The organism is Pseudomonadota bacterium (assembly GCA_030860485.1).
In the GTDB taxonomy this organism is placed as follows: domain Bacteria; phylum Pseudomonadota; class Gammaproteobacteria; order JACCXJ01; family JACCXJ01; genus JACCXJ01.
Window position 1 is genome coordinate 1 of record JALZID010000170.1, and the last position, 12,442, is coordinate 12,442.

Here is a 12,442-nt window from a genome sequence, read left to right on the forward strand (position 1 = left end):
TGAACGATCGCGGCGAGGTGGATTTTTCCGCGCTGGCGCGCGATCGTGCCGACCTCGAAGCCTATGTGATCCATGTGGCGGACACGCCCTTCGGCGATTTCCCCGCGGGCCATGAGCGCCTGGCCCACTACATCAACGCCTATAACGCCCTGTCGATGTACAACGTGCTCGATTCCGGCATACCCGAGACCCATGCCGGTTGGCGCAAGGTGCGGTTCTTTTATCTCAAGAAGCTCGTCGTCGGCGGGCGGCTCATGTCGCTCTATGCCTTCGAAAACGATGTGATCCGCAAGCTCGGTGAGCCGCGCGTCCATTTCGCTCTCAATTGCAGCGCGCGCGGCTGTCCCATCCTCCCGCGGGCGCCGTTCACGGCGCGCGACCTGGAGGAAGAGCTGGATCGGGAGACCCGAAGGTTCTTTTCCGATACGCGCAACCTGCGTGTCGATCAGGCGCAGAGGACCGTGTATGTGAGCGAGCTACTCGATTTCTACCCGGAGGATTTCGGCCCCGACCGGCTTGCCGGGGGGGCATGTCCGCTCGATGGAAGGGTTAGGCGTCTTTGGCAACATGAGCGATCGACTCGACCAGATTCGCTGACATGACAAAGAACTTAGCCGGCTGCTCGCCGGCGTCTCCGCGCGTTGGAGACCTTCGTGTGCCGGACGACTTATTCCGAAACGAAATTCCTGATCCCCGTCGCGACGAACTGCACCCCGATGCACACCAGCAGCAATCCCATGATTCGAGTCATGGCGTCGAGCCCGCGCGGTCCCAGCAGGTGCAGGAGCTTGGTGGAGGTCCGCAGCACCAGCCAGGTCACCAGCGCGACCAACAGAATCGAGAGGCTGACCGCCGCGTACGACAAGAGTCGGTGCGTAATATCCGGCAGCGCGCCGGCGTGGGTTGTCATGCTCATGACCACCGCCATCGTCCCGGCCCCTACGAGGCTGGGGAATGCCAGCGGCATGAATGCGAAATCCAGATCCGAATCGTCCTTCTTGCTGTCGGGTGCTGTGCCCGGAGTCGGGGTCGCGCTGGGGAACAGTATGCCGAACCCGATGTAGGTCACGATCAATCCCCCGGCGACACGCAACGCCCCAATCGAAATCCCGAAGAAATGCAGGACCACCGCACCGATGTACAGCACGACCAGCATGATCACGGCGGCGATTATCGATGCCTTGAGCGCCTGATACCGCTGCTTGGGAGCGGAAATGCCAGAGGTGAGGCTCAGGAACAGCGGCATGGTGCTGAACGGATTGACTATCGGGAAGATGGCCGCGAACGCGCCGAGAAAGTGTTCGACGAACTGGATCACCGGTGGAGCTGATGCTGGGTCTGGCATTCGATTGGCTGCTCTGTTGTGCCAGCAGCTTTAACGAAATGAGTTGGAGTGGTTTCACCCAGCCGGGGGACGGCCAGCGACGATGCGCAGATTCAGCATGTACCGTCGAGGAGACGAAAGCGGGGTGAGCGGGTTAGGCCGCGTGCTGGACGGCGTCGTCTTCCACACTGGGCAGGTCGTAGTATGTTGGCGCACCGACCTCGATGCAACCCAGGGCAAAGGGCGCGGCCGCTCGTCGCTCGGGATATATGCGTCCTGGGAAGCATTCGATTGCCCTGCACATGGCTTCCCACCCAGCCAATCGGACGGACATCGAATGGTTGGATCCTTAAGGGACTCTGGGTGGCTGGGGAAGCGGCGGGACCGCCGTCACAACGCACCCAGGGCCGTCGTAGCGCTCGGCATAGGCTTGCCCTCGGGCAGGTTATAGCCTCAGCAGGTATCTACCGCGACGGTCTGGCCGCCGGATTCACGGATGGCGACGCGGCCTCCACCGGCGGTCGGGCTCGGCGTCCTCTGCCCCTCCCCATCCCTCGACCATCGCCGGAGCCCCTCATGCAGGCCGGGCCTCCGGTCTCGACAGCTTCGCCGGTCACCGCTTGTGCCCTTGCGTCGGCCTCGGCGCCCGCCCTCGATCACGGCTCCACCTCCTGCGCCCCGGTGAATGTCCCCTGCCGCGCCACGCGCTTGTCCTTGAGCACGGCGACCGTGGCCGCGCCGAGGGGCAGGGCATCCACCTTGCCGGGCAGGGTGGGGGCCGGTGCTCCGAGGCAAGAATAGGCTGAATGGAAGTGGCATGGGTGCGCTAGCGGTACAGCGGGGGGCGTGGTCGCTACGTAGCATCTATGGCGAAGCCAATCGCACACTCTGATGGTCTGATGGTCAGACGGTATGGGGGCCGGTTATGCACAAATTCTGTGGATAACCCTGTTAAAAACTTGTCAGAAAATTGCTGCGAGGCAGCAGGATTACGCGCGCCGATTACTTCGGTCACCTTTTAATCACCAGCTAGCTAATTTATGTAAATCAAATGCTTAGACACCCGTCGGACGTACCGGGCGAGGCCGTGAGACCGGTAGCACCCTCCGGTATCACGTCGAGGGGGACAAGGTAAAGAAATATCCCATTGTTTTCACATATTTCCGAAATCTTCTTTTCATCAAACCTTCTCTGTGCTTTAAGAAGGCAGCAATATTCCCGCTACAGTTGCATGTCAACCTTCACCTGGAGACGAAACTTTGGCTCGTAACTCCGCACCTGCAAAGGGATCTGGTAATGAAGTCCCCCCAACACCTCGTCGGCGTCAACATGGGGAACGGCGGCGGGTCCAGCGCCGCATACGAGGTGAAAAAGGCCGACTCATACCCAGCCGGCCTCACGGAGAAAAATTTGCCTACGTGAAGGTGACAGTGACGCTACCGCCGGAACTGTATGAGCTCATCATCCAAGAGACCACGAAGCGAAAGCTCGCGAAAGAGCCCAACCCGCAAGTGTCTGCGGTAGTACGGGAGGCCCTAGTCCGATTTTTCGGGCAAGATGCGTGATGCGTGACTATTCAGCTAACTTCTGCGAGACACAAGCCTGCACCCTTTGGCTGCGCCTCTTCCCACTCCACAGGACGACGTTTTCGGGGATCACGACGGCGCTTGTAGGTCCCGGACAACAACTTCCAGCCACGCTCGAAGCGCGCGCTTTGGTGGAGGGCGCGCAGCGTCAAGATGGCTTGGCCCCCGGTATGGCGCCAACGCATCCCCGAGCGCTTCATCCGTTTTGTCACGAGCGCTCGGCCAGCTCGATGAGCTGAACTAGGAGGACCGGCACTTACCGTTGCATCAGCGAACCGGCTACAGGGTGATCCTCGCTATGCGCCCGTGGCGAGCGGAGATATTCAATGAGCTCAGAAAGGACCGACGGTAGGGAATGCTGTGATGATGGTGCTGGACGCTTGCATGCGCAACGCTGGCGGGGTAGGGATTTTCTGGTACGGGTTCCTCACCGGGCCCCACCGCGCCTTTGATCCAATACCGCCATCAGGGCCGGCAGGAACACGATGGAGGACACGACCGCGTAGCTCAGGGACAGGGTGATCAGGATCCCCATGTAGGCCATGCCCGGGTGGCGCGCGATCCCGAGCGTGCCGAAGGACACGATGGCCGCGAGCGCACTGAACAGGACCGCCACCGGGGTGCTGCCGCGGAATAGTTGCACGACGTCGCCGCCGGCGCGTTTGCGCATCACCAGATAGATCCCGTAGGCGTTGGCGAGCCCGATGAGGAGGGGGAGGGCGATGATGTTGGCGAGATTGAAGGGCAGTGCGAAGGCCACCGAGCTGCCCACGGTCAGGATGAGGGCGAGGACCAGGGGCACGAAGGACAGGAAGGCGAACGATAGACTCCGCAGCACCAGGAGCATCAGGACCCCGGTGGCGATGAGGCCGAGGCCCGTGGCGATGAGACAGGCCTCGATCACCGCATCCCCGCCTTCGAGCAGCGCGACCGGTGAGCCGGTGGCGTGGGGGGCCACGGAGCGCACGGCCGCGACGAAGTCCCGCAGCGCCTGGCGATCGCTGAGATCGGCCTTGGGAAACACCTCGATGCGCGCCCGCCCATCCGGTGCCAGGTAGCGTTCGCGGAGCTCGGCGGGCAGGTCCTCCAATGTGACAGGACCCGCCGACAGGAGCTGGCGGAGCCGGCTCAACACCGTGGGGAAGTCCCCGATGATCAGGGGCTCGATCGCCCGGAGCCGGTCGCGGTCCCAGTCCGCGCTGGCACGCAGTCCCGAGAGTGCTTCGCCCAACCGGCCCAGGCTCGCGGCAAAGGCCGCATCCTCGGTCTTGGTCTGGAGCTCCGCGATCTGGGACTGAAACGACTCGAGCACCGCTATTGTCTTTTCCGGCGGGGGCGCCTCGTGCGGATCACTATCCACGACGAGAGGCGCCAGGACCAGGTTCATGTCCGCGATGATCTCGAGCTTCTGCTCTTGGTCCTCGGGGACATAGCTCGCCAAGGTCACGGCCTTGTCGACCACGGGCAGCGCCTCGAGGCGCGTGGCGAGCGCCTGGGACGCCTCCAGATCCCGCTCCAGCACCTGGATGGTGTAGGGGCTGGTGTCGGGGTCGCGCAAGAGGTCCTTGAAGGTCGCGACCGCCTCGGTGGTCGGGTCGCGCAGGTTCAGGGGATCGAAGTCGAACTCCACCTTGGGGGCGAGGCTCAAGGCCCCGAGCGTGAGCGCCAGGACCCCTAAGAGCACCGCGCGTCGATGCACCACCAGCGGCCTGCCGAGCCAGGCCAGCGGGTTCAGGCCGTGCCGTTTGTACACCGCGCGCAGGGGGAACACGGCGATGAGCGCCGGCAGCAGGGTGAGCGACGAGAACAGCGCGATCCCCATGCCCATGGCGGCGATGATCCCGAGCTCGGCGAGGCCGCGGTAGCTCGTCGGCGCGAAGGCGACGAAGCTCACCGCGGCCGCGACGGCGGCGACCGTCAGGGCCCCACCGACGCCGGCGCTGGCATCCGTCAGGGCCTGGACCGCGGTCTCGTCCTCGCGGTCGAACTCCTCGCGATAACGCATTGCGAACTGGATGCTGAAATCTACCCCCATCCCGATGAAGAGCACGGCGAAGTTGACGGAGATGAGGTTGAGCGCCCCGATCACGAAGCACGCCGCGGCGGCGGTCCAGACGAGGCCCACCACCAGGGTCACCAGGATGCACACGACCATGCGCGGTGAACGCAGGCCGAGGAACAAGGTCAGGCACACGAGCCCGAATGAGAGCCCGGTGGTGAGCCAGGCGTCCGCGGCGACATTGGCCAGCTCCTCGCTCTGCATGGCCACCGAGCCGGTGAGCCGGACGCGCGTCCCGGGACGCATGAGCTCGGGATCGGCCGCGAGCGTGCGCAGGTAGTCGAGTGCCCTGTCGGCGGGCTCGAGGCGGGTAAAATCGAGTCGTGGCCGCACCAGGAGGAAGCTCTGTCTGGGGACGCCAGCAGGCCGTGATTCGGACAGCCAGGCCTCGCGCCAGGACACCGGCCGCGCGGCCTCCAGCGGCGACTGGATGACTTGGCTGATCCGGTCCAGGACCTTCTGGAGGATCGCCTGGCTGTCGCGGCCCAGGTCCTCGCCGAAAGCCCGGCCCAGCATGGTGAAGAGGCCGCGCAGGCTCGGGTCCTCGGCCATCGTACCGAGGAAGGGTTCGGCCTCGGCGAAACGCTCGTCCAGGTCCCAGAGCGCGTCGCGATCCAGGTACAGGAGCCCATGCTGCGCGAAGAACGGACCGCCGCCCGGCTGGTAGACGGACTCGACCACCTCCCGGTTCAGCCGGATGCGCTCGGCCAGGGCATCCGCCACATCGCCGGCCTCGGCCGGGGTTTCGGCCTCGACCACCACCACGATGTTGTCGGCGAGCTGAGGGAAGGCCCGCTCCAGCTCGCGCTCCATCTGGCGGAACGGGAGGTTGGGGTCGAGCATCTCGGCGGTGTTCGAGTTGAGCGCGAGATGGGTCTTGGTGTAGTAGAGGAGGCCGCCGGTGAGCAGCAGGATGGCGGGGAGGAGGAGCGGCGTGGCGCGCGCCGAGGTCTCGACGAGCCATATCACCGCGGACACGAACATACCCCTCAGGGCCCTCAGGACCGGGCTCATGCACTCCCCCACCGTGCTCAAAGCCCGGTATGTTACGTGCTCCGCGCGGCATTGCGAAGGCGGGCACTTCAAGCTGCGCCCCGTGCGTGCGCACGCGCCGGCTTCGCGCGGGCGCCATGGGTAGCGGGTGGGCTATCGGAACATCGGGGCGCGGCGTCTGGTGCCTGGGTGGCGCCGGGAACTCCGCGGTGGGATCTCCTCGCCGAGGGCTCAGGTCAACCGGGTTCGATCGTGCACGGCCCCCGGCGCACGATCCAGTCGCTCTCGTCTCTTTCCTCGCGCTCGCGGGCGAGCTGTCGCGCCAGGTCCTTGAGCCGCGCCGCGATGCGCTCGCGCTGGTAATGATCGGTGGTTCGGGAACGCTGGGCGAAGCGCAGTTGTTCACAGGCCAGCTCCGTCTCCCCTGAGAGAAAACGCAGCTCGGCCATTGCGATCTGAGCCTCGACCGCCGCACCGGCCTTGCCTTCGGCTTCCGCCAGCAGGCGGTAATAGGTGAGATCGCGTTCGTGATCCCGGGCGTAATCGCCCAGCACCTTGAGCGCATCGCGGGGTTTGCCGGCTGCCACCAGGGCCTCGACATAGCCGAGGACGCCCGGCCGGTAACCGGGATAAAGGCCCAACAGGTTGCGATAGATCTCCAGGCCCGCCGCGGTGCGGCCGGCGGCGAGGTCGAGGCGCGCCGCGGCCAGGAGATAGGCCGGCTGCTCGCCATCGGCCCGCAAGAGCGCCTGGATCTCCGAGCGGGCCTTGTCGTACTGGGCGGCCTTGGTGAGCGCCAGGGCATAGCCGTAACGGGCCGCCTGTCCCGCGCCGCCGCTCGGGCCCCTGCTCCGGGTCGCGAAATACTCGACGGCGGCGGTCGGCCGTTGCACGGCCGATACCTGAAGCTTGGCGCGCATGAGATAAAAACCCATGCCGTCCTGGTAGTTCCCGCGCGGGAGCTGGTCGGCACGGCTGCGGGCGTCGGCGATGCGGGACACCGTCACCGGATGGGTACGCAGGAATTCCGGTAACTCGGCGTTTTCGCTCAGGCGGTTGGCGCGTTGCAGGCGCTCGAAGAAGGCCGGGATGCCCATGGGGTCGAAGCCGCTGCGGACGAGCGTCTGCATCCCCACCCGGTCGGCCTCTTCCTCGTTGGCGCGCGTGAAGTCGATCCGATTCTGGACACTCCCGGCGGAGATCGCCGCGAGCGCCGCCTGTCCGGCCTCGGGGTTCTGCGTACCGAGCAAGAGCGCGCCCAGCATGGCCGCCGCCACCGGGATGCTGAGTTGGGAGGCGCGCTCGAAGCTGCGCGCCATGTGGCGCTGGGTGACGTGCGCGATCTCGTGCGCCAGGACCCCGGCCAGCTCCGCCTCGGCCTGGGTGTGCAGGAATAGACCGCTGTGGATCCCGATGAACCCACCGGGGGCCGCGAAGGCATTGATGGCCGGGTCATCGACCAGGAAGAAGGTGAACGGGTGCTCTGCGCGGTAGTCGGTCTGGGTCACGAGGCGCGTGCCCAGTGATCCCACATAGGCCTCGATCTCGGGGTCCTCGATGAGGTGGGCGTGACTGCGCAGGTGGCGCAGCAGGTCTTCCCCGAGACGCCGTTCCGCCTCGGGTGAGATGACCCCGCCCGCGGAATCGCCGAAATCCGGTAGGTCCTGTGCCGTGGCGGGCTGGGCGAGGAGGGCCATGACCAGGCAGCCCGCGCGCAGGAGCGAGGGGCGGCGGTGAAGGGGGTGAAGAGTCAAGGGTCTCGTTTTGATGGGCACCTAGTTCTGATGGGCGATGGCCTCGCGCGTGCCGGACAAAGGCTTGTAGACTTGAGTCCGGATGTCAAGTTCCGGTGATTTCTTGTGCTCAGGGGGCGCTTGGCCTCGGCCGGTGCAGCAGGTAGTATCGCACCCCGGCGGGCCAATCTTCTTTTATTTTATGGCGGTCGGGCGCGTCAGGACCGGGCCATGAGGATCCCGCGATGACGGCGAGAAACGCGTTCTATGCACAATCGGGCGGTGTGACGGCGGTGATCAACGCCACCGCCTGCGGGCTCATCGAGACGGCCCGCAGTCACCCGGACAAAATCGGCGCGGTGTACGCCGGGCGGCACGGGATCATCGGTGCGCTGACCGAGGACCTCATCGATACCAGCCGCGAGTCGCCCGAGGCGATCGCCGCCTTGCGCCATACCCCCGCCGGCGCCTTCGGTTCCTGTCGCTACAAGCTCAAGGGCCTGGAGCAGAACCGCGCCGAATACGAGCGCCTCATCGACGTCTTCAGGGCGCACGACATCGGATATTTCTTCTACAACGGCGGGGGGGACTCCCAGGATACCTCTTATAAGATCACCCAGATGGCACAGTCCGTTTCTTATCCCCTCACCTGCATCGGGATCCCGAAGACCGTGGACAACGATCTCCCTATCACCGACACCTGTCCGGGGTTCGGCTCGGTCGCCAAGTACGTGGCGGTATCGGTACGCGAGGCGGCCTTCGATGTCGCCTCCATGGCCAAGACCTCGACCAAGGTCTTCATCATGGAGGTGATGGGCCGGCACGCGGGCTGGATTGCGGCCGCCGGCGGGCTGGCGCAGGAGCATCCCGGCGACGCCCCGCACCTCATCCTGTTCCCGGAGGTCCCCTTTGATGAGCCGCGTTTCCTCGAGCGCGTCAAGGAGGCGGTCGACCGCGAGGGTTACTGCGTGATCGTGGCCTCCGAGGGCATCAAGAACGCCGCCGGAGGGTTCCTGTCCGAGGCCGGCACCCGCGACGCCTTCGGTCATGAGCAACTGGGCGGTGTGGCCCCGGTCCTGGCGCGCATCGTCAAAGAGGCCCTGGGCTACAAATACCACTGGGCGGTGGCCGATTATCTGCAGCGCGCCGCACGCCACATCGCTTCCAAGACCGATGTCGAGCAGGCCTATGCGCTCGGGCGCGCCGCGGTGGAGCTCGCGGTCGCAGGCAAGAACGCCGTCATGCCGACCATCGTCCGCAAGAGCGACAGCCCCTATGTCTGGGAGATCGGCGAGGCGCGCCTTTCCGAGGTGGCCAATGTCGAGAAGAAGATGCCGCGCGAGTACATCGGCGAGGACGGCTACGGGATCACGGCCGCCTGCCGGCGCTATCTAGCGCCGCTCATCCAGGGCGAGGACTATCCGCCCTACGAAAACGGCCTACCCCGCTATGTGCACCTGAAGAACGAGGCGGTGCCGAAGCGCCTGGCGGCCACGTTTCAGCCCGCTAAGTAACGCCGGAAACAAAACGAGCGAAAAAACGAGCCGCCGGACGGATCCGGCGGCTCGTCTTGGGCTCGTCGCTGCCGGATTTCGCGAATCGTGCCTGCGAGTCCCTAGGGACCGATCGGATTGCTGACTGGTAGGTTTTGGCCCAGCGATTCCGAGTCACCGTCGCCCGGACCATCGGCGTCACCGAGGCAGGTCGGGTGGCCGAAGCCGCTCGGGCTGTTAAACCCGCCGGTATTGGTCCCGGCGCCGGCCGGGCTGGCTTCGATCGAGGTCAGGTCAAAGATGATGTTGTCCGTGCCTGCGGCCACGCCGCCCGGGACGTTGTCTAGGCCGAGCGCATCGCGGACCCGCCAGGCGATGACATGGTCGGCACAGGAGGTATCGCCGCTGACGCCCACGCCGCCCACGCGCTGCCTAGCCGCGTTATAGAGCCCTAGCCCGCCGCCGAAGACGTTGACCCCGCCGATCGTCTCGCCGACCATCGGGTCATTGGCCGTGCCAAAGCTACCGGGGCCGCCCGCATAGGCCTCCTCGGGATCCACCGGGTTGCTGTGCTGCAGGCCATACAGGCTGCCACCGGGGTTTACCGCGGTGTTCAGGTTGGCGGTGGACAGCGCGATCTCAGTATCGTTTCCCTTGGGGGTCCCGGCGGGGAGACTCAAGCCATTCGCGGTATAGGCTTTCTGGGCCGCGATCACGCGGCTCAGCAACCACTGCTGCTTGCGGTTCGCCCCCGAGAACGCCACCGCACAGACGACCCCGTCGGCGTTGACGATGGTGGCCCACATGTTGTTGTTGAGCCCGCCGTTCGAGCTACCTACGGCACCTAAGAGTGCCGTCTTCAAATCGTCCTGGCTGGGCAGCCCGTTGCACCCGTTGCTCGTCGCCGAGACCGTCTCGGACACCAGGGTGAGCATGAGGCCCGCCCCAAGCGCGGCGGATGCGATTCGTGTTGTTTTTGAAACGTTTGACATCGGTGATAGCTCCTGATTGGTTGTTCCGGATTGTTTCTCATTGGTACTGAGCACCTCGGGCTCTCTTGTCTCTGCCGTTTGGCCGTTTGTCTGCCTATGGCGGCGCGTGCGAGCCCACCGCGATTATGCGGTCGCCGATCGGCGGCGGCAAGGCCGATCGGTGATTCCGTGAATATTTCACAGATTGGGGTCTAAGGAGCGGAATAGACTTGCCCTTGTCTGGACCTCCGACAGGGGCTCCCGCACAATAGCCGTCGCTGGGTCTCGACGGCTTATTGTCCGACTCGGGGATCCAGCCTGTGCGTCGGGTCGCGCGGCCGTGCCCAGCACGGGCTTGGGCACGGCGGGAACGGGTGCCGTTCGCGTCCGGCAACCCTTGGGACAGCGGTGCCGTCTTGGAAAGGGCGCGGGCATTGCATCCGCCGCCACTTGGGGAGGAATTCTCCAAGACCTGCGCGCGAGAAGACGAACGGGACGGTCGTCGATCCCGCGAATGATGAGGATGCGCCAGCCATGAGCACACTAGCCGTCTTACGACATGAGCCACCGAGCGCGACGCCGGAGGCCGCGCCGCCATCATCCCCCGCGCGCCTCGGTGAATACCTCCTCGCCAACCACAAGGTCTCCCGCGAGGGCCTGGAAAACGCCGTCCGGCTCGCCCACAGCAGCCGCGAATACCTGGGCGCCATGCTGGTCAAGCTCGGGCTCATCTCGGATCGCGATCTGGCCGAGGCGCTTTCGGTACTGCTGGATCTGCCGCTCATCCGCGCGGCGGATTATCCCGAGGCGGCGTTGTGTGAAGAGCATGTCGCGGTCAAGTTCCTGAAGTCCGCTCGCGTGGTGCCGGTGCGGGAGGACCCCGACGGGCTCCTGGTGGCCATGACGGCGCCGCAGGACCGCTACATCGTGCATGCCCTGGAGCTGGCCTACGGCAAGCCCGTTAAACCGGCGCTCGGGCTCGGATCGGAGATCCTGGGGGCCATTGAACGGCTGTATGGCAGCGGCAAGACCGTGCTCGGGCAGATCGTCGATGACATCGAGGCGCGACCCGATGCCAACGAACCCGAGGACATCGAGCGCCTCAAGGACCTCGCCAGCGAGGCGCCGATCGTGCGGCTCGTCAATCACCTGATTCAACGCGCCATCGAGTCGCGCGCCTCCGACGTCCACATCGAGCCCTTCGAGAACCGCTTGAAGGTGCGTTATCGCATCGACGGCGTGTTGCACGAGGTCGAGGCCCCGCCGGCGCGCTCGACCGCCGCGGTGATCTCGCGCATCAAGATCATGGCCCGGCTGAATATCGCCGAGCGCCGCCTGCCCCAGGACGGCCGCATCCAGCTACGCGTGCAGGGCAAGGAGATCGACCTCCGAGTGTCGAGCGTTCCGACCCTGCACGGCGAGAGCGTGGTCATGCGGGTGCTCGACAAGCAGGCCATCAGCTTCGAGTTCGGGCCGCTCGGCTTCGGCGGCCCAGTGCTCAACGCCTTCCTCCAGGTCCTGTCCCTGCCGCACGGGGTCCTGCTCGTCACCGGCCCGACCGGCAGCGGCAAGACCAGCACCCTGTACGCGGCGCTGAAAAGGCTCAACACCGCGGATCGCAAGCTCCTGACCGTCGAGGACCCCGTGGAGTACCAGCTCGAGGGCATCAACCAGATCCAGGTCAAGCCCCAGATCGGCCTCAACTTCGCGAACGCCCTGCGCTCCATCGTCCGGCAGGACCCCGACGTCATCATGATCGGCGAGATCCGCGACCTCGAGACCGCGGAGATCGCTGTGCAATCGGCGCTCACCGGCCACCTGGTGCTGTCCACCCTGCACACCAACGACGCCGGCAGCAGCGTGACGCGTCTCCTGGATATGGGGGTCGAGGATTACCTCTTGACCTCGACCGTCAACGGGGTCCTGGCCCAGCGCCTGGTGCGCACCTTGTGCCGGCATTGCCGGCGTCCTAACGAGGCCCTGCCCGAGCTCATCGAGGATAAGGATCTGCGCAGCTATGTCCCGAGCGGACCCGTGGTCCTGTACCAGGCCGTCGGGTGTGCCGAATGCTCCGGGACCGGATACCGCGGGCGCACCGCGATCCTGGAATTCCTGACCATCAGCGATCCGATCCGCCGTCTCATCCTGAAGCACGCGGACGCGGGTCAGTTGCAGGACATCGCCATCTCCGAGGGCATGCGCACCATGTTCCAGGACGGGGTGGAGAAGGCCCTGGCCGGCGTCACCACGCTCGAAGACGTGCTGCGGGTGACCAACGCCTGA

Annotated in this window: 8 protein-coding genes; 3 read left to right on the forward strand and 5 right to left on the reverse strand. The window is 65.5% G+C overall.

The window, feature by feature from the left end; genetic code table 11:
* Positions 1–602 (forward strand): DUF547 domain-containing protein (locus tag M3461_09275; protein MDQ3774530.1); only part of this gene is annotated, 602 nt, incomplete at its 5' end.
* 65 nt (positions 603–667) lie between these two features.
* On the opposite strand, the gene M3461_09280 is transcribed toward M3461_09275, so the two are convergent.
* From M3461_09280 to M3461_09295, 4 genes are all read right to left on the reverse strand, one after another.
* A complete protein-coding gene (locus M3461_09280; protein ID MDQ3774531.1) occupies positions 668–1,318 on the reverse strand; it encodes a MarC family NAAT transporter in 651 nt (216 codons plus the stop codon).
* A 662-nt stretch (positions 1,319–1,980) separates the two neighbouring features.
* Entirely contained in the window at positions 1,981–2,211 is a 231-nt protein-coding gene (locus M3461_09285) for a hypothetical protein (GenBank protein MDQ3774532.1), read from the reverse strand.
* A 1,126-nt stretch (positions 2,212–3,337) separates the two neighbouring features.
* On the reverse strand, positions 3,338–5,947 hold the full coding sequence (locus M3461_09290; GenBank protein ID MDQ3774533.1) for an MMPL family transporter: 2,610 nt from the start codon (positions 5,945–5,947) through the stop codon (positions 3,338–3,340).
* A gap of 251 nt (positions 5,948–6,198) precedes the next feature.
* Positions 6,199–7,716, reverse strand: a complete 1,518-nt coding sequence (locus M3461_09295; GenBank protein MDQ3774534.1) for a M48 family metalloprotease — start codon at positions 7,714–7,716, stop codon at positions 6,199–6,201.
* Between the two features lie 224 nt (positions 7,717–7,940).
* Here M3461_09295 and M3461_09300 point away from each other — a divergent pair, with 224 nt between their 5' ends.
* On the forward strand, positions 7,941–9,209 hold the full coding sequence (locus M3461_09300; GenBank protein ID MDQ3774535.1) for a 6-phosphofructokinase: 1,269 nt from the start codon (positions 7,941–7,943) through the stop codon (positions 9,207–9,209).
* A 101-nt stretch (positions 9,210–9,310) separates the two neighbouring features.
* On the opposite strand, the gene M3461_09305 is transcribed toward M3461_09300, so the two are convergent.
* Positions 9,311–10,123, reverse strand: a complete 813-nt coding sequence (locus M3461_09305; GenBank protein ID MDQ3774536.1) for a heme-binding protein — start codon at positions 10,121–10,123, stop codon at positions 9,311–9,313.
* A gap of 570 nt (positions 10,124–10,693) precedes the next feature.
* Here M3461_09305 and gspE point away from each other — a divergent pair.
* Positions 10,694–12,442 (forward strand): type II secretion system ATPase GspE, encoded by a 1,749-nt coding sequence (gene gspE, locus M3461_09310; GenBank protein MDQ3774537.1) that lies wholly within the window; start codon positions 10,694–10,696, stop codon positions 12,440–12,442.

What these genes read in the sequence shown, in the direction of transcription:
- M3461_09305 (MDQ3774536.1), bottom strand. Translation starts at nt 10,123, where the DNA reads ATGCTCACCCTGGTGTCCGAGACGGTCTCGGCGACGAGCAACGGGTGC.
- M3461_09300 (MDQ3774535.1), top strand. Translation starts at nt 7,941, where the DNA reads ATGACGGCGAGAAACGCGTTCTATGCACAATCGGGCGGTGTGACGGCG.
- gspE (MDQ3774537.1), top strand. Translation starts at nt 10,694, where the DNA reads ATGAGCACACTAGCCGTCTTACGACATGAGCCACCGAGCGCGACGCCG.